The organism is Streptomyces sp. NPDC035033 (assembly GCF_040636735.1).
Classification (GTDB): Bacteria; Actinomycetota; Actinomycetes; order Streptomycetales; family Streptomycetaceae; genus Streptomyces.
This window is the reverse complement of the sequence record NZ_JBEZUZ010000036.1, coordinates 15,958-35,078: the sequence shown is the minus strand read 5'-3', so window position 1 is coordinate 35,078 and position 19,121 is coordinate 15,958. Positions and strand designations below refer to the sequence as shown.

Below are 19,121 nucleotides of genomic sequence, written 5' to 3'. Positions count from 1 at the left end.
TGGCGGGCCCGGTGGTGAGCCTGGTGGTGCCGACACCAGGTCCGGCGCACCCTCCCGTCCCGGCGCCGGCCCGGCCAGGATCACGTCCATGACCGAACTCCCCCGTCACCACACCACCCTCGTCACCGGGGCCACGCAGGGCCTCGGCCGGGGCGTCGCCCTCGACCTCGCCGCCCGCGGCGGCACCGTCCTGCTGCACGGCCGCGACGCCGGCCGGCTCGCCGCCGTCGCCGCCGAGGTCCGCGCCCTGGACGCCGGCGGAGAGGTCCGCACCTACCGCGCGGACCTCTCCGACCTGGACCAGGTCGAGGCCCTCGCCGCCCGGGTCCGCGCGGCGGAACCCCGCCTCGACGCCCTCGTCCACAACGCGGTCGCCGGCGGCGGCCCCCGCCCCCTCGAACGCGAGGTCTCGGCCCAGGGCCACGAACTGCGCCTCGCCGTCAACCACCTCGCCCCCTACGCCCTCACCCGCGGCCTGCTGCCGCTGCTCACCGCCTCCGCGCCGGCCCGCGTCGTCAACGTCGCCTCCATCGGCCAGGAGACCGTCGACCTCGACGACCTCATGTTCGAGAAGGAGTACGAGGGGCTGCGCGCCTACTGCCGCAGCAAACTGGCCCTGATCATGGCGACCTTCGCCCTGGCCGAGGAGCTCGACGGCACCGGCGTCACCGTCAACGCCCTCCACCCGGCCCACCTCATGGACACCGCGGCCGTCCGGGCCTACGGCCTCACCCCGCTCGTCGGCGTCGAGGAGGGCGTCCGCCCCACCGTGCGGCTCGTCGTCGACCCCGAGCTGGCCGGGGTCACCGGACGGTACCTCGACCGGTTCACCGACGCGCGCGCCCACGAGCAGGCGTACGACACGGAGGCCCGCCGGCGCCTCATGGCGCTGACGGACCGTCTGGTGGGGCGGGTGCCGGCGGGCGCGTGACGCCCGCCCCGGTCACCGGCGGCGGTCGGGGGCCGTGCCGCGGACGCCGGGGACGGGGGCGCGACCACGGCGGCACGGGACGGCGGGGGTCCGCCGGGGACGGGGGCGCCCCCGGGACCGTGGAAGGTCCCGGGGGCGCGGGGTGCCGGGCGGTCCCGGCGGACTCGCGGTGGCGCGGGTCAGCGGAGGTCGAAGCGGTCCAGCTCCATGACCTTGGTCCAGGCCGCGACGAAGTCCGTCACGAACTTCTCCTTGGCGTCGTCGCTCGCGTACACCTCGGCGAGGGCGCGCAGCTCCGAGTTCGAGCCGAAGACCAGGTCGGCGCGGGTGCCGGTCCACTTGACCTCGCCGGTCACGTCGTCGCGGCCCTCGAAGGTGTTGGCGTCGCCGGAGGTCGCCGACCAGGTGGTGCCCAGGTCCAGCAGGTTGACGAAGAAGTCGTTCGTCAGCTTGCCGGGGGTCTCGGTGAGGACGCCGAGGGAGGTCTGCGGCGCCGTGATGCCCAGGACGCGCAGGCCGCCGACGAGGACCGTCAGCTCGGGGGCGCTGACCGTGAGCAGGTTGGCGCGGTCGACGAGGAGGTACTCGGCGGGGAGGCGGACGCCCTTGCCGAGGTAGTTGCGGAAGCCGTCCGCCTGCGGCTCCAGGGCGGCGAAGGACTCGACGTCCGTCTGCTCCTGGGAGGCGTCCACGCGGCCCGGCGTGAACGGCACCTCGACGTCCTGGCCGGCGTCCTTGGCCGCCTTCTCGACCGCCGCGGAGCCCGCGAGGACGACGAGGTCGGCGAGGGAGACCTGCTTGCCGTCGGTCCGGCCGGCGTTGAAGGACTCCTGGACGCCCTCCAGGACGCGCAGCACCTGGGCCAGGTCGTCCGGGTTGTTGACCTGCCAGCCGCGCTGCGGCTCCAGGCGGATGCGGCCGCCGTTGGCGCCGCCGCGCTTGTCGCTGCCGCGGAAGGAGGAGGCGGCGGCCCAGGCCGCGCCGACCAGCTGGGCGACGGTCAGGTCCGAGGCGAGGATCTTCTCCTTGAGGGAGGCGATGTCCGCCGCGTCGATCAGCTCGTGGGTGCGGGCCGGCAGCGGGTCCTGCCAGACGAGCTCCTCCGACGGGACCTCGGGGCCGAGGTAGCGCACGACCGGACCCATGTCACGGTGGGTCAGCTTGTACCAGGCGCGGGCGAAGGCGTCCGCGAACTGGTCGGGGTTCTCGTAGAAGCGGCGGGAGATCTGCTCGTAGACCGGGTCGAAGCGGAGCGACAGGTCCGTGGTGAGCATGGTCGGGAGGTGCTTCTTCTCCGGGTCGTACGCGTCCGGGATGATCGCCTCGGCGTTCTTGGCGACCCACTGGTGGGCGCCCGCCGGGCTCTTCGTCAGCTCGTAGTCGTACTCGAAGAGGTGCTTGAAGAAGTCGTGGCCCCACCGGGCGGGCGTGGTGGTCCAGGTGACCTCCAGGCCGCTGGTGATGGCGTCGGCGCCCTTGCCGGAGCGGTAGCCGCTCGCCCAGCCGAGGCCCTGCGCCTCGATCGGGGCGGCCTCCGGGTCCGCGCCGACGTTCTCGGCCGGGCCGGCGCCGTGCGCCTTGCCGAAGGTGTGGCCGCCGGCGATGAGGGCGACGGTCTCCTCGTCGTTCATCGCCATCCGGCGGAAGGTCTCGCGGATGTCGCGGGCGGCGGCGACCGGGTCCGGGTTGCCGTTGGGGCCCTCGGGGTTGACGTAGATGAGGCCCATCTGGACCGCGCCGAGGGGCTCCTCCAGCTCGCGGTCGCCCGAGTAGCGCTCGTCGCCGAGCCAGGTGGTCTCCGGGCCCCAGTAGACGTCCTCGTCGGCCTCCCACACGTCCTCGCGGCCGCCGGCGAAGCCGAAGGTCTCGAAGCCCATCGACTCCAGGGCCACGTTGCCGGTGAGGATCATGAGGTCGGCCCAGGAGATGGCCTGCCCGTACTTCTTCTTCACCGGCCACAGCAGACGGCGGGCCTTGTCCAGGTTGCCGTTGTCCGGCCAGCTGTTGAGCGGGGCGAAGCGCTGCTGGCCGGCGCCGGCGCCGCCGCGGCCGTCGCTGATGCGGTAGGTGCCCGCGCTGTGCCAGGCCATGCGGATCATGAACGGGCCGTAGTGGCCGAAGTCGGCCGGCCACCAGTCCTGCGAGGTGGTGAGGACCTCGGCGATGTCCCGCTTCACGGCGGCGAGGTCGAGCGACTTGAACGCCTCGGCGTAGTCGAAGTCCTCGCCGAGCGGGTTGCCCACGGCGGGGTTCTTGGCCAGGATCCGCAGGTTGAGCCGGTTCGGCCACCACGTGCGGTTGCCACCGCCCTGCGTGGGGTGCGCGGCGCGCCCGTGGGCGACGGGGCAGCCGCCCGCTCCCTCGGCCTTCACGTCGCCGCCGTGTGCATCGAGGTTCTCAGACATGGGTATTCCTTCCGGACACGCGCGGGAAGGCCGCGGACACGGAGGTCCGACGGGGCGGCGCCGGCCGGGGTGCTCCCCGGAGCCGGTACGTCACGTCCTCGTCTCCCGCCGTGCGCGGACTCTTCCTGTCCCTTGGCCATCAACGAAACTGATCCTACAATGGACTAAGTCCAAGTCAAGAAGAATGCCAAAGTGGTGGGGCCGGGCCCGGGCGCAGGACGCCCCGCGCCCCCGTCCTCGCCGAGAAGGAACAGGTAGGCCCCCTATGAGTGACCTGCTGGAGCGGCTGCGGGCCAGAGGCTGGCGGATGACGTCGCAGCGGCGCGTCGTCGCGGAGGTCCTCGCCGGCGAGCACGTGCACCTCACCGCCGACGAGGTGCACGCGCGCGCCGTGGAGCGACTTCCCGAGATCGCCCGGGCGACCGTCTACAACACCCTGGGCGAACTGGTCTCCCTCGGGGAGGTGGTGGAGCTCTCCACCGACGGCCGCGCGAAGCGGTACGACCCCAACGCCCACCGCCCGCACCAGCACCTGGTCTGCACGGAGTGCGGCACCATCCGCGACGTCCGTCCCACCGGTGACCCGCTGGCCGTCCTGCCCGACTCCGAGCGGTACGGCTTCACCGTCTCCAAGGTCGACATCACCTACCGCGGCCGCTGTCCGTCCTGCTCGGCCTGACGCCCCGCCCCGTTCTGCCCGTCGCCCGCGCCGCGCGCTCCGCCGTCCCCCGGTGGAGCGCGCGGCGCGCGGCATGTCCGGGGGAGGGGCCGGGCTTGACGGTCCGCGGGCCCGCGCTGTTGGATGGGCCGCAGGCTATTGGTCGTACGGCCAATAAAGTGCCGTCCGCCCGCCGCCCAGGAAGCCCGCCATGTCCCTCACCGCCTTCCCCCGCCCCGAACACCGGCTCCACGTGGCCGTCGACGCCGCCGACCCGCGCGAGCGGGGACGGCTGCGGGGGGCCGGGCTCGCCGCGGGGCTGCACGCCGCCCTCGACGTCTACGACCGGCTCTTCGCCCTCGCCGGCATCGCCGAGGGGACCGTGCGGGACGACGCCCGCCGGGCCCTGGACGCGATCGACGCCTTCCGGCCCGCCCTGCGCGAGCAGATCGAGGGCCTCGCGGAGGGAGCGGGCGTCGCACCGTGGCGGGTCGCCGCGCTCAACGCCCGCACCGAGATCCTCGCCCGGGGGCGCGCCGTCCCGCCCGGCGAGTGCTCCACCGTCGTCCGCCGGGTCCCGGCCCCCGGCGGCGGCACCACCCACCTCGGCGTCCAGACCTGGGACTGGCACGTCGAACTCGGCGCCTCCTGGCACACCGTCGACGCCGCCGGCGGCACCCACCGCCACGTCGGCCTCACCGAGCACGGCATCCTCGCCAAGATCGGCGTCAACAGCGCCGGACTCGCCCTCCACTTCAACATCCTCGGCCACCGGTACGACCGCGTCGGCGGCCTGCCCGTGCACGTCCTCGCCGCCCTCGTCCTGGAGGAGGCCGACGGCGCCGCCCACGCCGTCGAGCTGATCCGCTCGGCCCCGATCGCCTCGTCCGGCTCCTTCCTGCTCTTCGACGAGGAGCGGGCCGTCCTGCTCGACCTCAGCCCCGAGGGCGTCTTCGAGGTCCCGGCCGCGGCCGACGCCACCCACCTGCGCACCAACCACTTCCTGAGCCCGCGCCCCGCGCGCCACGAGAAGACCTGGCTCTACCAGCCCGACTCCGGCGAGCGGTACGACTTCCTCCGCGACCGGCTCGCACGGGAGTCCGTCACCACCCCGGACGACCTGCTGCGCCTCCTCGTGACCGGCCCCGGCGAGCCGCCCGTCACCTGCGTCCCCGACCCGGAGGCGCCCCTCGGCCGGCGCTGGGCCAGCCTCGCGACCGTCCTCCTCGACCCGGCGGCCCGCACCGCGCGGATCCTCGACGGCACCCCCGCCGAGCACGCCGACCGCCCCTGGTACACGCTGCGCGCCTGACCGCCGCCGGGCGGGCGGTCCCGCCGCGCGCGGGCGCCGGTCCGGCCGCACCCTGGAGAGGGCGCGCCCGCCCGCCCCGCGGCCGCTGCGCCCCCAGCGACGCCGGAAAGGAACGCGCCATGAAGGCCCTGCAGTACCGCACCGTGGGTGCCGCCCCCGAGGTCGTCACCGTCCCCGATCCGGAGCCCGGCCCCGGACAGGTCCTCCTCAAGGTCACCGCCGCGGGCGTCTGCCACTCCGACATCGCCGTGATGAGCTGGCCCGCCGAACAGCTGCCCTTCCCGCTGCCCCTCACCCTCGGCCACGAGGGCGTCGGCACCGTCGCGGCCCTCGGCGACGGCGTCACCGGCCTCGGCGAGGGCGACGCCGTCGCCGTCTACGGCCCCTGGGGTTGCGGAACCTGCTGGACGTGCGCCCAGGGCAAGGAGAACTACTGCCTGCGCGCCGCCGGGCTCGGCATCCACCCGCCCGGCCTCGGCGCGCCCGGCGCCATCGCCGAGTACATGGTCGTCGACAGCCCCCGCCACCTCGTCCCGCTCGACGGCCTCGACCCGGTGAAGACGGTGCCGCTGACCGACGCCGGCCTCACCCCGTACCACGCCGTCAAGCGCTCCCTGCCGAAGCTCGTCCCCGGCTCGACCGCCGTCGTCATCGGCACCGGCGGCCTCGGCCACGTCGCCGTCCAGCTGCTGCGCGCCATGACCGCCGCCCGGGTCGTCGCCCTCGACGTCACCGAGGAGAAGCTCGCCCTGGCCCGGGCCGTCGGCGCCCACGAGACCGTCCTCTCCGACGCCTCCGCCGCCGCCACCGTCCGCGACCTCACCGGCGGCCGCGGCGCCGAGGTGGTCCTCGACTTCGTCGGCGCCCCGCCCACCACCGCCGCCGCCGGCGCCATGGCCGCGGTCGAGGGCGACGTCACCATCGTCGGCCTCGGCGGCGGCACCCTGCCGGTCGGCTTCGGCGCCCTCCCGTACGAGGTGAGCGTCGCCTCCCCGTACTGGGGCACCCGCGCCGAACTCGTCGAGGTCCTCGACCTGGCCCGCGCCGGAGCCGTCGACGTCCACGTCGAGACCTACGGCCTGGACGAGGCCCCCGAGGCGTACGAGCGGCTGCACGCGGGCCGGATCAACGGCCGCGCGGTCATCCTCCCGAACGGCTGACCCGCCCCCACGCGCGCGTGGCCGGGCCCCACGGTCAGGACCACGGAGACGGCGGTCGTGACCCGCCCCCACGCGCGCGTGGCCGGGCCCGCCGGCCGTCCACCGGCGCCACGTAGGCTCGTGACGTGCCACCCACCCGTCTCTACCGCGTCGCCGTCCTCGTCCTCGAAGGGGCCAAGCCCCTCGACGTCGGCATCCCCGCCCAGGTGTTCACGACCCGCGCGAGCATGCCCTACGAGGTACGCGTCTGCGGCGCCGTCCCCGGCCTGGTGACCGGCGGCGACGGCCTGTCGTACAACGTCGCCCACGGCCTGGACGCGCTCGCCTGGGCCGACATCGTCTTCGTCCCCGGCTACCGCTTCCCCGACCGCGAGGACCCGCCCGCCGCCGTCGTCGAGGCCCTGATCGCCGCCCACGCGCGCGGGGCGCGGCTCGCCGCCATCTCCACCGGCGCCTTCGCCCTCGCCGCCACCGGCCTCCTCGACGGCAGGCGGGCCACCACCCACTGGCACTACGCCCGCGCCCTCGCCGAGAAGTGGCCCCTGGTCCGGGTCGACGAGAACGTGCTCTTCGTCGACGAGGGCAGCGTCCTCACCTCCGCGGGCGCCGCCTCCGGCCTCGACCTGTGCCTCCACATCCTCCGCGGCGACCTCGGCGTCGGCGCCGCCAACCACGCCGCCCGCCGGCTCGTCGCCGCCCCCTACCGCAGCGGCGGCCAGGCCCAGTACGTCCCGCGCAGCGTCCCCGAACCGCACGGCGAGCGCTTCGCCGCCACCCGCGAGTGGATCCTGCACCGCCTCGACGAACCCCTCACCCTCGACGTCCTCGCCCGCCACGCCGCCGTCTCGCCCCGCACCTTCTCCCGCCGCTTCGTCGAGGAGACCGGCTACACCCCCATGCAGTGGCTGCTCCGCGCCCGCGTCGACCGGGCCCGCGAACTGCTCGAACGCTCCGAGCTCGGCGTCGAGCAGATCGCCGCGGAGACCGGCCTCGGCACCGGCGCCAACCTGCGGATGCACTTCCAGCGCATCCTCGGCACCACCCCGAGCGACTACCGGCGCACCTTCACCCGGGGCGACTGAGACCCCCGCCGGGCCGGATCGCCAGATCTTGGCACGATCCTTGCGGACCGTGGCGATCTCGCCCCTGCCGCGCCGGGGCCGGACGAGCGAGGCTGGGGGCGAAGAAACGGAAGGGACACCCGCTCATGACTCGCATCGCCATCAACGGTTTCGGTCGCATCGGACGCAACGTGCTCCGCGCCCTCCTGGAGCGCGACACCGCGCTGGAGGTCGTCGCCGTCAACGACCTCACCGAGCCGAAGGCGCTCGCCCGTCTCCTCGCCTTCGACTCCACCTCCGGCCGCCTCGGCCGCCCGGTCTCCGTCGACGGCGACACTCTCGTCGTGGACGGCCGCCGCATCAAGGTCCTCGCCGAGCGCGAGCCGGCGAACCTGCCCTGGGCCGAGCTCGGTGTCGACATCGTCCTGGAGGCCACCGGCCGCTTCACCAGCGCCAAGGACGCCCGCCTCCACCTCGACGCCGGTGCGAAGAAGGTCCTCGTCAGCGCCCCCTCCGACGGCGCCGACGTCACCCTCGCCTACGGCGTGAACAGCGACACGTACGACGCCGAGCTGCACACGATCGTCTCCAACGCCTCCTGCACCACCAACGCGCTCGCCCCGCTGGCCGCCGTCCTCGACGAGCTGGCCGGCATCGAGCACGGCTTCATGACGACCGTGCACGCCTACACCCAGGAGCAGAACCTCCAGGACGGCCCGCACCGCGACGCCCGCCGCGCCCGCAACGCCGCCGTCAACATCGTCCCGACCAGCACCGGCGCCGCCAAGGCCATCGGCCTCGTGCTCCCGCAGCTGGACGGCAAGCTCTCCGGCGACTCGATCCGCGTCCCCGTGCCGGTCGGCTCGATCGTCGAGCTCAACACGACCGTCTCCCGCGAGGTCACCCGCGAGGAGATCCTCGACGCCTACCGCAAGGCGGCCGAGGGCAAGCTCGCCGGCGTCCTGGAGTACTCGGAGGACGAGCTGGTCTCCTCCGACATCACCGGCAACCCGCACTCCTCCATCTTCGACGCCGCCCTCACCCGCGTCGACGGCCGCCACGTCAAGGTCGTCGCCTGGTACGACAACGAGTGGGGCTTCTCCAACCGCGTCATCGACACCCTTCAGCTGCTCGCCGGCTGACCCCGCGTCACCACCCGCGACGCCCCCTCGGCTTCGGCCGAGGGGGCGTTGTCAGTGCCGGATGGCAGCATGTCGATCATGAGCCGAATCATCTCGTACACCACCGGCGACCGGGCCGGGGCCGTCGCGTACCTGGGCGCCGCCGACCGCCTCACCGACGACCAGCGGCGCGTGCTCGCCATGATGCGCGAGCGGGCCGAGGCCGACCGGCGCGACCTCGACCACCAGGGCCTCGACTGGGGGCTGACCGTCCCCGAGGCCCTGGAGCACCTGATCGAGGGCCGCGCCGACGCGGAGGGGGAGTACGCGGGCAAGGCGTACGCCCGGGCGCTCCAGCACATCATCGACCACTGCGGCTCCGACCCCGCGGACCTGGGCGTCTACTCCAGGCCCAGCACCTTCTTCGGCCTTCTCGACGAGCAGTTGAGGCGGCACGGCGTGCCCGCCGACCTGCTGCCGCACGGCTACCTCTTCTCCGGCCCGCCGGACGAGATCCCCTTCCACATCCCCCACGCGATCGACGGCCCGGACATCGGCATGCTGCCGCTCGCCAAGGCGAAGCCGGCCGTCGACGCCTACCGGGCGGTCCGCGACAAGATCGACCCGGACTTCGTCCACGACCTCGACCTCCTCACCGAGAAGCTGGAGTTCGAGCACGAGGAGTGGGAGTCCACCAGGGCGCGGGGCTACGACTGGTACACCCACGACACGATCTTCTTCTCGATCACCGGCTGAGGCGGCCGAGGCGCCCGGGACGGCCGAGGCGTCCGGAGACGGCCGGGTGTCCGGACACGGCCGTGGGCCGGCCCGGAGTTCCGGGCCGGCCCACGAGCGGGGGACGGGTGCGGGGGGACTAGTCGGTGCCGGTCTCCATGGCGGCGCGGTCCAGCGCCGTCTCCTCGCTGTCGGGGGTCTCGCCGCGCGAGGCGATCGCCTCGGCGCCGCCCTCGGCGAGCGAGCCGATGAGGCCGGTGGCGGCGGCCTGCGCGGCGCCGATGGCCGGGCTGCCGGTGCCGATGAGGCCGATGCCGGCGTACTGCTCCAGCTTGGCGCGGGAGTCGGCGATGTCCAGGTTCCGCATGGTCAGCTGGCCGATCCGGTCCAGCGGGCCGAAGGCGGAGTCCTCGGTGCGCTCCATGGACAGCTTGTCCGGGTGGTAGCTGAAGGCCGGGCCGGTGGTGTCGAGGATCGAGTAGTCCTCGCCGCGCCGCAGCCGCAGGGTGACCTCGCCGGTGACGGCGGCGCCGACCCAGCGCTGGAGCGACTCGCGGATCATCAGCGCCTGCGGGTCCAGCCAGCGGCCCTCGTACATGAGGCGGCCGAGCCGGCGGCCCTCGTTGTGGTACTGGGCGAGGGTGTCCTCGTTGTGGATCGCGTTGACGAGGCGCTCGTACGCCGCGTGCAGCAGCGCCATGCCGGGGGCCTCGTAGATGCCGCGGCTCTTGGCCTCGATGATCCGGTTCTCGATCTGGTCGGACATGCCCAGGCCGTGCCGGCCGCCGATGGCGTTGGCCTCCATGACCAGGTCGACGGCGGAGGCGAACTCCTTGCCGTTGATGGTGACCGGGCGGCCCTGCTCGAAGCCGATCGTCACGTCCTCGGCGGCGATCTCGACCGACGGGTCCCAGAACCGCACGCCCATGATCGGGTCGACGGTCTCGATGCCGGTGTCCAGGTGCTCCAGGGTCTTCGCCTCGTGGGTGGCACCCCAGATGTTGGCGTCGGTGGAGTACGCCTTCTCGGTGGAGTCCCGGTAGGGGAGGTCGTGGGCGACGAGCCACTCCGACATCTCCTTGCGGCCGCCGAGCTCGGTGACGAAGTCGGCGTCCAGCCACGGCTTGTAGATCCGCAGGTGCGGGTTGGCCAGCAGGCCGTAGCGGTAGAACCGCTCGATGTCGTTGCCCTTGAAGGTCGAGCCGTCGCCCCAGATCTGGACGTCGTCCTCCAGCATCGCCCGCACCAGGAGGGTGCCGGTGACGGCGCGGCCCAGCGGGGTGGTGTTGAAGTAGGCCCGGCCGCCCGAGCGGATGTGGAAGGCGCCGCAGGTGAGCGCGGCCAGCCCCTCCTCGACCAGCGCGGCGCGGCAGTCGACCAGGCGGGCCACCTCGGCGCCGTAGGTCCGGGCGCGCCCGGGCACCGAGGCGATGTCGGGCTCGTCGTACTGGCCGATGTCGGCGGTGTACGTGCAGGGGACCGCGCCCTTGTCACGCATCCACGCGACCGCGACGGAGGTGTCGAGACCACCGGAGAAGGCGATGCCGACGCGCTCGCCGACGGGAAGGGAGGTGAGAACCTTGGACATGGAAAGAGTATGCATCAATCCGCATGGCTATGCAACGCCATGCCCGGGCGCGACCGGACGGGCCCGGTGGACCGGCCTCCCGCGAGGCGCCGGTCCACCGGGCCCGCTGTTCAGCCGGCCGCGCGGTAGGCCGCGGTCAGCCGCTCCACCGCGCCCGCCGGGTCACCGGAGAGCAGCCGGTGGTCGGCCTCGGCGAAGGGCTTCGCCACCGCCTCCGTGACCCGCTGCCCGACGCGATCCTGCACCAGCAGCCGGGCCCGGGCCACCAGGCGCCGCGCCTCGGGTGAATCGCCCCGCCCGGCCGCCTGGAGCACCCGGGCCGCGAGCCCGAGCGCCTTCAGCGTCGTCTCCCCGCCCTTCGGCGCCGCCGTCAGGGTGGTGAGCCCCCAGCCGTACGGGTACTGCGGGTCGTACGCGGCGTCGCCGACGTTCACCGGCAGCTGCGCCTCCGACCTCGGCCAGGTCACCGGGAGCTGTCCGGTGAACGGCACCCGCCCGTAGAGCACGTCGGCGACGCCGTCGCCCTCGGTGCCCGGCAGCCAGGACGCCACCAGGGCGTCGATCCCCGGCAGCCGGTCGCCGATCAGCTGCGGCCGGCCGGAGACCACGAGCACCGCGCACGGCATCGCCGCGCACACCCGGTCCACGGCCGCCTTGTCGGCGGCGCTCAGCTCCAGGTCGTGCCCGTTGCCGACGTCCCCGACGCCCTCCGCGTACGGCGTCTCGCCGACCACCACGACCCCGGCGTCGTACCCCTCGACCGGCGCGGACGCGTCCTGGGACCAGGTGAGCCCGGGCGCGTTCTTCCGCATCCCTTCGAGGATCGTCGTGCCGGTGGTGTGCTTCCCGGAGGAGCCCTGCCAGCTGATGGTCCAGCCGCCGGTCTGGTTGCCCAGGTCGTCGGCGTTGGAGCCGGCCACGTACACCTTCTGCGCGGGCTTCAGCGGCAGCAGCCCGCCCTCGTTCTTCAGCAGCACCTGTGAGGCGGCGGCGGCCTCGCGGGCCACCGCCCGGTGCTCGGCCGAGCCGACCGAGGAGAGGTGGGTGGTGTCCGCGTACGGCTTCTCGAAGAGACCGAGGCGGAACTTCTGGGTGAGGATCCGGGCCACGGCGTCGTCGATCCGGGAGACCGGGATCCGGCCGGCCCCGACCTCGGCGACCAGGGTCCGGGTGAACCCCTGGTAGTCCGTCGGCACCATGATCATGTCCAGGCCGGCGTTGACCGAGGTCCGCACGTCGCTCGGGTAGTCGCCGGGGATCTGGTCGATGGCCTGCCAGTCGCTGATGACGAAGCCCTCGAAGCCCATCCGGTCCTTCAGCACCCCGTTGATCATCTCGGCGTTGGCGTGCATCTTCACCGGGCCGTGCTCGTCCCCGATGACGTCGAGCGAGGAGTACGAGGGCATGACCGTGCCCGCGCCGCGCTTCACCGCCTCCGCGAACGGGGCGAGATGGACCGCCTCCAGCTCCTCACGGGTGACCCGGGTGACGCCCTGGTCGATCGTGTACGAGCCGGTCGTCGACGAGCCGAACTCCGTGCCGCCGTCGCCGACGAAGTGCTTGGCGCTGGTGAGGACCTTGTCGTTGCGGTCGAGGTCCTTGCCGTTCCGCGCGCCCTGCATGCCCTGGATGACCGTCTCCATCGCGGTCACCAGCGCCGGGTCCTCGCCGAAGGCCTCGTACGACCGGCCCCAGCGCTCGTCCCGCGTCACGCACAGGCACGGCGCGAAGTCCCACGGGACTCCGGTCGCCCGCACCTCCTTCGCCGTCACCGCGCCGGTCCGGGCGGCGAGCGCCGGGTCGCGGGTCGCGCCGATGCCGATGTTGTGCGGCATGACGGTCGCCCCGGCCACGTTGTTGTGCCCGTGCACCGCGTCCACCCCGTAGATCAGCGGGATCTGGAGCCGGGTCGCCCGGGTGCGCAGCTGGTAGCCGTCGATCATCCGCGCCCACGCCTCCGGCGTGTTGGGCGAGGGCACCGAGCCGCCGCCCGAGAGCAGCGAACCGAGCGCGTACCCGGCGATGTCGCCGGGGGCCCGCAGCGCGTTCCGCTCGGCCTGGGTCATCTGCCCGGCCTTCTCGGCCAGGGTCATCCGGGCCAGCAGGTCGGCGACCCGCCGCTTCACCGGCAGCCGTGCGTCGAGGTACGGCAGCCCGTGCGCGTTCACCACGACGACCGGGTGCTCGGCGGGCGCCTTGGCGCCCTCGACCGTCAGCCGTACCGGGATCGTCTCGGCGGCCTCGCCCGCGCCGTCCTCCCGCGTCTCGACGGTGATCGAGCGGGTGGTGCCGGAGGGCGTCCCGGCCGGGAAGACGAGCGTTCCGGCGACCGGCCGGTAGTCCTCACCGGGCTCGGCCGGCCCGTCGTCCTTCGTCGCGTAGGCGACGGTGACGGGCCGGTCGGTCGGCGCCGCGCCCGTGGTGGTCACGGTGACGTCGATCCGGGCGGCGGTCCCCTCCGCCACCGGGTGCACGGCGGCCCCGGTGACGACCTGCGTGGTCAGCGCGGGGTCGGCCGTGCCGTACAGCTCGATCCCGTCGAGCGCGAAGGAGCCCGGCGCGCCCGTCGGCAGCGTCAGCGCGTACCCCCACATCCGGTCCAGGCCGAGGACGTGGTCGATGCCGCCGACCGGCTGGTAGTCGGCGCGGTACCGGAAGGAGGAGAAGGGGAGTTCGACCAGGTGCCAGCCCTCCCAGTCGTCGGTGAAGGAGGTCGTCCACAGCTCGGACGCCTCGCCGTTCGCGCCGCCGTCCTTGAGCTCGAAGTGGATCCGCCTGCCCGAGCCGGGCGGCAGCGGCGCGGTGTTCTGTCCGTACCACCAGAACCGGATGCCGCCGTGCGCGGTCCAGTCCTGGGCGGGCCGGTCGAAGGCGAAGTCGTGGGTGAAGCCGCCCCAGCCGCTGATGTCGTAGCGGCCTTCGAGGACCTTGTCGCCCTCGGGGGCGTCGGCCCGTTCGGCGAGCGTGAGCGCCGGGTGGTCGTCGGCGTCGCTGCCCCAGGTGAAGATCCCCTCGGCGGGCGGGGCCGCGAACGGCACCTCGCCCTCGAAGCGGTCGACGATCCGGGGCGCCGGGGCATCGGCGGCCGGCGCGGCGGAGGTGGGCGCGGCGCCGACGAGGCCCGTGATCAGGGCGGTGGCGGCGATGGCGGCGAGCCCTCGGGCGCGCGCTTTCTTGCGGTGGCGCTGGTGCGGCATGCGGTCTCCTGGAGACGGGGAGGAGGAAAGGGGGGCACGGTCACGACGGCTGGTGGGTCCACTTCTGGTTGGCGCCGCCGGTGCAGGTCCAGATCTGGGCGCGGGTGCCGTCGGCGGAGGAGTTGCCGGTGACGTCCAGGCACTTGTCCGCGGCCGTGTTGACCACGTCATGGGTGGCCGGGTCGTACGTCCACCGCTGGGCGCCGGTCCCGTTGCAGGTGTAGAGCTGCACCTTGGTGCCGTCGGCGGTCGCGCCGCCCGTCGCGTCGAGGCACTTGCCGAGCGCCCGGACGCTGCCGTCGGCGGCGAGGGTCCACCGCTGGGCGGCCGTGCCGTTGCAGGTGTAGAGCTGCACGGCGGTGCCGTCGGCGCTCGACGCGCCGGCCACGTCGAGGCACTTGCCGGCGAGCCCCGTCAGCGGACCGGTGGGCGCCCCGGCGCCCGGCGTCCCGGACCAGGTGAAGGTGGCGGTGGTGCGGGCCGGGAGGGTGTACGTGAAGGACTGGCCGCCCCAGTCGACGCGGACGGACTGCGCGGAGCCGCCGCCGTTGTGCGCGATGAGGGCCTTGGAGCCGTCGGGGTTGCGCCAGGCCACGTTCTGCACCGTCGCGTCGTCGGTGGAGGCGATCCGGTACGCGCCCGGCTTCACGAACTTGGTGAGGTGACCGGTCGTGTAGTACTCGATCGTGTAGTCGACCTGCCCGGCCCGGGCGCCGCCCTCCTGCACGGTGACCAGACCGGTGCAGGTGCCGCAGCCGCCGTTGTGCGGCCCCATGTCCTGGTTGAGCGCCAGGCTCCACTTCACCAGGCTGCTGCTCCAGTTGCGGGCGTAGGACACGATGTCCTTCAGGTCCTCGTCGTGCTGGTTCCCGACCCAGGTGCCGCCGGAGTGCTCGGTGGAGAACTGGCGCACCGACGGGTACTGGGCGTGCACCTGGCTGCCGACGGCCGGGTCGCCGAAGTAGCCGTGCCAGGCGATGCCGCCGAAGAGCGGGTCGTTCCGGACGCCCGCGTCGGCGAGGACGGCGGCGCCGAAGTTCGCGTAGTCGCCGTAGTTCCAGTCGTGCACCAGGACCTTGGTGGTGATCCCGGCGGCCCGGAAGGCCGGGTAGACGTGGTTCTTGGTGAACTCGACCAGGCCGGACGGGTTCCAGCTCATGCCCGGGTAGTTCATCGCCGTGGGGTTGCCGGCCTGGCAGCAGTTCGGCTCGTTCTGCACCGAGAGGTAGTCGACCTTGATTCCCGCCGCCTGGTAGCTCTGGACGTACTTGACCAGATACTGCGCGTAGGTGGGGTAGTGCTCCCACTTCAGCCAGCCCATCTGGTCCATCCGGCCGTTGTCCTTCATCCAGCCGGGTGCGCTCCACGGCACGCCCTTGACCCGCAGCGCCGGGTTGAGCTGCTTGGCCTGCGCGGTCAGCAGCCGCACGGGGGTGTCGTAGCCGTTGGCGCCGAAGTCGTTCAGGTCGCAGCAGGTGTCGTCGAGCGAGACCATGCCGGGGCGGGAGAGGTCCGAGGCGCCGATGGGGTTGCGGACGAAGGAGAGCCCGATGCCGTCGGTGGGGGAGAAGAGCCGGCGCATCACCTCGTCGCGGGTGGCGGCGCTGACCGCGCCGCCGCGCAGCAGGTGGGCGGTGGTGTCGGTGATCGAGGCGCCGCCGCCCTCGAACCGCTGGTAGGTGGTGGACTCGTCGACGGTGATGGTGTGGCCCGCGGCGCCGCCGGCCGGTCCGAAGGCGAGCGGGGCCTGCGGGGCGAGTCCCCGGGTGACGGTACGGCCTCCGGCGTCGGAGGTGGTGGTCAGCCAGACGTCCACCCGCTCGCCGGCCGCCTGCGCGGTGCCGGGGGCGGTGAGGACCAGTCCGGTCGCCACGAGGGCGCCGGTGAGGAGCGCGGCGAGGGAGCGGGGGCGCCCCCGCAGAAGTTTGAGTTGCACCTGACAACCCTTTCGTCGGAGGCGTGCCGCGGTGCCGTGCGGTCCCGGCCCGCCCGGATCCGTACGCGTCCCGCAAGGCGGCAAGCCTTTTATCAAGCTGTGAACTTATGGAGGCGCCCGGCGCGCGTCAACCCCTCCCGCCTCCAACTCCCGAACGCGCGGGCGGCTTTCGAGGGCCGTCCGACCGGCTGCGGGGCGCGGCGCGTTCGGGAGGTTGCGGTGGGCGGCTGACCCGGTCCGCGACGATCGTCCGCGCCTGCCGCGCCTGTCCGCGCGGGGACGGGGGCGGCGGTCCGCCGCCGTCCTCGACGACCCCCGCGTCCGCCTCGGCGGCGCCGCCGCCGTCCGCCGGGACGCTAGGAGGGGTCCGGCCGGAGCCCCGCGATCCGGGCCAGCACCGGCAGGTGGTCGCTCCCGGTGGCCGGGAGGGTGCGGATCGCGGGGATCCGGGCGCCGCCCGCCAGGACCTGGTCGATGCGGGCCAGGGGGAGGCCGGCGGGGTAGCTCAGGGCGAGGCCCCGCTCGGGGGCGGCGAGGCGCGAGGTCAGCGGGGCCAGACCGCGGTCGTCGACGGTGCCGTTGAGGTCGCCGGCCAGGACGATCCGCTCGGACGCCTCCGCCGCCAGGATCCGCCCGAGGCGGGCCGCGCTCTCGTCGCGCCGGGCCGACCCGAACCCGCCGGGCCCCAGCCGGACGGACGGCAGGTGGACGACGTACGCCGCCACCTCCCCGTACGGCGTGCGCACCCCGGCCCGCAGCGCCCGCTGCCACGGCTCCGCGACGCCGCGCGGCTTGATGTCCAGCGCCCGGGCGCCCGTGAGCGGGTGACGGGACCAGAGGCCGACCGTGCCCCGCACGGCGTGGTACGGGTAGCGGGGCGCCAGGACCTCGCGGTAGACCGCGAGCGCCGGATCGACCAGCTCCTGGAGGGCGACGAGGTCGGCGCCGCTCTCCGCCAGGGCCCGGGCGGTCCCGGCCGGATCGGCGTTGTCGTCGGCCACGTTGTGCTGCGCCACGGTGAGTTCGCGGGCCCCGGGCGGCGCGGCGGGCAGCAGCGGCGGGCCGAAGACGGCGGCCCAGGCGACGGCCGCGACGAGCAGCGCGACCAGGGCCGCCCGGGCGCGCCGCACCACCGCGCAGAGGAGGAGCGCGGCGGTGAGCGGGCCGAGCCAGAACAGGAAGGTCTCCAGCAGGCTGCCCAGCCGCCCCGGGGTGTTCGGCACGAACCGGTGCAGCGCGAGCAGCCCGGCGGTCACCGCGCCGAGGACGGTGAGCACCCGGCCGCGCCGCCGTCCGCCGCCAGCCTTCCGCCGGAACGCCCGCCGCCACCCCGCGCCGTCCGGTTTCCCTTCCCGCCCCGCCACCGCCATCCGCCCTTTCCCCGGTCTTCCCCCGACCTCGCTGATCAGGACGTTTCCGGGCGGTCGGCGGTTGCCGCCCGTTTGACCACCGCTTGGAGTGGGCATGTCAGCGCGCGGCCGTCCTGGCCGCCGCCGCACGGTGCCCCCACCCCTCGACCCCTTCAGGGAGCCGGAGTTGAAGACCCCGCGTCGCGTCACCAAGGGGGCCGCCGTTCTCGGCAGCGCCCTCGCGCTCCTCCTCGCCTTCCCGCCCACCGCCCTCGCCGCCCCGCCGCCCGCCCTCCCGGCCCGCGCGGACGCCCTGGAGCAGACCTACCAGCCGGCCTACGACTACGACACCGACGGCTGCTACCCGACGCCCGCGATCGGCCCGGACGGCACCCTCAACCCCGGCCTGAACCCGTCCGGCACGGTCAGCAGCCAGTGCCGGGACTCCGGGGACCTCGCCAACACCAACGGCTACGCCCGCTCGCTCTGCAACAACGGCTGGTGCGCGGTCCTCTACGGCCTGTACTTCGAGAAGGACCAGGCCGTCTGGGGCAGCGGGCTCGGCGGCCACCGCCACGACTGGGAGCACGTCGCCGTCTGGATCCGGGACGGGCAGGCCCAGTACGTCTCCACCTCCAACCACGGCTCCTTCACGGTCCACGCCCGGGACGCGATCCGCTGGGACGGCACCCACCCGAAGGTCGTCTACCACAAGGACGGCATCGGCACCCACTGCTTCCGGGCCGCCAACGGCAACGACGAGCCGCCCGAGAACCACCGCGGCACCTGGCAGTTCCCCGCCCTCGTCGGCTGGAACGGCTACCCGCCCGGCATCCGCGAGAAGCTCTCCGGGGCCGACTTCGGCAGTGCCCACTTCGGGCTCAAGGACGGCAGTTTCGCCGACCACCTGGCCAAGGCGAAGCCGGCCGGCATCGCCTTCGACCCGTACGCCTAGGCGCCGCCGCCCGGGGCCCCGTCGGCGGGAGCGGCCGGCGGGGCGGGCTCGGCCGCGGACGGCCCGGCGCGGACGACGGCCTGGTCGCCCCGCGGCCCGAACAGGTGCAGGATCTCCACCGCTTCGGCGTCCGCGGGGCCGAACCAGTGCGGCTCGGTGGTGTCGAACTCGGCCACCTCGCCGGGCCGCAGCGTGACCTCCCGCTCCCCGAGGACGAGGCGCAGCCGGCCGGCGAGGACGTAGAGCCACTCGTAGCCCTCGTGGGTGACCAGCTCCGGCCGGCGGGGCGCCAGCACCTGCTTGAAGACCTGCACCCGGCCCGGATACTGCGTCAGGGGCACGAGGACGCTCCCGCGTTCCTTGCGCAGGGGCCGCAGGTGGACCCGGGGGTCGCCGCTGGCCGGCGCCGCCACCAGCTGGTCGAGCGCCACGCGGTGCGCCCGGGCCAGCGGGATGAGCAGGTCCAGGGTCGGCCGCCGCTTGCCCGACTCCACCCGGGACAGCGTGCTGACCGAGATGCCGGTCGTGGCCGCGAGCTCCTCCAGCGTGAGCCCCCGGTCCCGCCGCAGCCCGCGCAGCCGGGGTCCGATGCCGTCGAGGATCCGCGCCAGCTCCGCGTCCCCGGTTCCCTTGTCCATGGAGCCATTTTGCGGCCTCCGCAAAAACGGTGGGCCGCGACCGCCACCGGGGCCGAGCCTTGCGGGACCATCGTT

The 19,121-nt window shown here is 74.1% G+C and carries 14 protein-coding genes; 8 read left to right on the top strand and 6 right to left on the bottom strand.

The features are described from left to right. Positions 1-88 precede the first annotated feature (88 nt). Positions 89-931, top strand: a complete 843-nt coding sequence (locus AB0E83_RS16915; RefSeq protein ID WP_362111510.1) for an SDR family NAD(P)-dependent oxidoreductase — start codon at positions 89-91, stop codon at positions 929-931. 179 nt (positions 932-1,110) lie between these two features. On the opposite strand, the gene katG is transcribed toward AB0E83_RS16915, so the two are convergent. Then, on the bottom strand, positions 1,111-3,336 hold the full coding sequence (katG, locus tag AB0E83_RS16910) for a catalase/peroxidase HPI (protein ID WP_362111507.1): 2,226 nt from the start codon (positions 3,334-3,336) through the stop codon (positions 1,111-1,113). Positions 3,337-3,601: 265 nt separating this feature from the next. Here katG and AB0E83_RS16905 point away from each other — a divergent pair, with 265 nt between their 5' ends. From AB0E83_RS16905 to AB0E83_RS16880, 6 genes are all read left to right on the top strand, one after another. Then, positions 3,602-4,015: a Fur family transcriptional regulator gene (locus tag AB0E83_RS16905; protein WP_362111504.1), complete on the top strand. Its 414-nt coding sequence runs from the start codon at positions 3,602-3,604 to the stop codon at positions 4,013-4,015. 190 nt (positions 4,016-4,205) lie between these two features. Then, positions 4,206-5,306, top strand: a complete 1,101-nt coding sequence (locus AB0E83_RS16900) for a C45 family peptidase (RefSeq protein ID WP_362111501.1) — start codon at positions 4,206-4,208, stop codon at positions 5,304-5,306. A 119-nt stretch (positions 5,307-5,425) separates the two neighbouring features. Further along, on the top strand, positions 5,426-6,466 hold the full coding sequence (locus tag AB0E83_RS16895; protein WP_362111498.1) for an NAD(P)-dependent alcohol dehydrogenase: 1,041 nt from the start codon (positions 5,426-5,428) through the stop codon (positions 6,464-6,466). 125 nt (positions 6,467-6,591) lie between these two features. Beyond that, positions 6,592-7,548, top strand: coding sequence for a helix-turn-helix domain-containing protein (locus AB0E83_RS16890; protein WP_362111495.1), 957 nt, complete (start codon positions 6,592-6,594; stop codon positions 7,546-7,548). Positions 7,549-7,673: 125 nt separating this feature from the next. Next, on the top strand, positions 7,674-8,669 hold the full coding sequence (gap, locus tag AB0E83_RS16885) for a type I glyceraldehyde-3-phosphate dehydrogenase (protein ID WP_362111492.1): 996 nt from the start codon (positions 7,674-7,676) through the stop codon (positions 8,667-8,669). Between the two features lie 78 nt (positions 8,670-8,747). Then, positions 8,748-9,404 carry a hypothetical protein gene (locus tag AB0E83_RS16880; protein WP_362111489.1) on the top strand — a complete coding sequence of 219 codons (657 nt, stop codon included), beginning with the start codon at positions 8,748-8,750 and terminating at the stop codon, positions 9,402-9,404. 118 nt (positions 9,405-9,522) lie between these two features. Here the strand turns inward: AB0E83_RS16880 and argG are convergent, their stop codons facing one another. The 4 genes from argG to AB0E83_RS16860 form a co-directional block, all read right to left on the bottom strand. Beyond that, positions 9,523-10,971: an argininosuccinate synthase gene (gene argG / locus AB0E83_RS16875; protein WP_362111486.1), complete on the bottom strand. Its 1,449-nt coding sequence runs from the start codon at positions 10,969-10,971 to the stop codon at positions 9,523-9,525. A 110-nt stretch (positions 10,972-11,081) separates the two neighbouring features. Beyond that, positions 11,082-14,168, bottom strand: coding sequence for a glycoside hydrolase family 3 N-terminal domain-containing protein (locus AB0E83_RS16870; protein ID WP_362111483.1), 3,087 nt, complete (start codon positions 14,166-14,168; stop codon positions 11,082-11,084). Between the two features lie 40 nt (positions 14,169-14,208). Further along, positions 14,209-16,041, bottom strand: coding sequence for a ricin-type beta-trefoil lectin domain protein (locus tag AB0E83_RS16865; protein WP_362111618.1), 1,833 nt, complete (start codon positions 16,039-16,041; stop codon positions 14,209-14,211). A gap of 419 nt (positions 16,042-16,460) precedes the next feature. Continuing rightward, positions 16,461-17,474: an endonuclease/exonuclease/phosphatase family protein gene (locus tag AB0E83_RS16860; protein ID WP_362111480.1), complete on the bottom strand. Its 1,014-nt coding sequence runs from the start codon at positions 17,472-17,474 to the stop codon at positions 16,461-16,463. A 166-nt stretch (positions 17,475-17,640) separates the two neighbouring features. On the opposite strand from AB0E83_RS16860, the gene AB0E83_RS16855 reads away from it, so the two are divergent. Continuing rightward, positions 17,641-18,408 (top strand): NPP1 family protein, encoded by a 768-nt coding sequence (locus AB0E83_RS16855; protein ID WP_362111477.1) that lies wholly within the window; start codon positions 17,641-17,643, stop codon positions 18,406-18,408. On the opposite strand, the gene AB0E83_RS16850 is transcribed toward AB0E83_RS16855, so the two are convergent. After that, positions 18,405-19,046 (bottom strand): XRE family transcriptional regulator, encoded by a 642-nt coding sequence (locus tag AB0E83_RS16850; RefSeq protein WP_362111474.1) that lies wholly within the window; start codon positions 19,044-19,046, stop codon positions 18,405-18,407. The genes AB0E83_RS16855 and AB0E83_RS16850 overlap by 4 nt on opposite strands. Positions 19,047-19,121 lie beyond the last annotated feature (75 nt).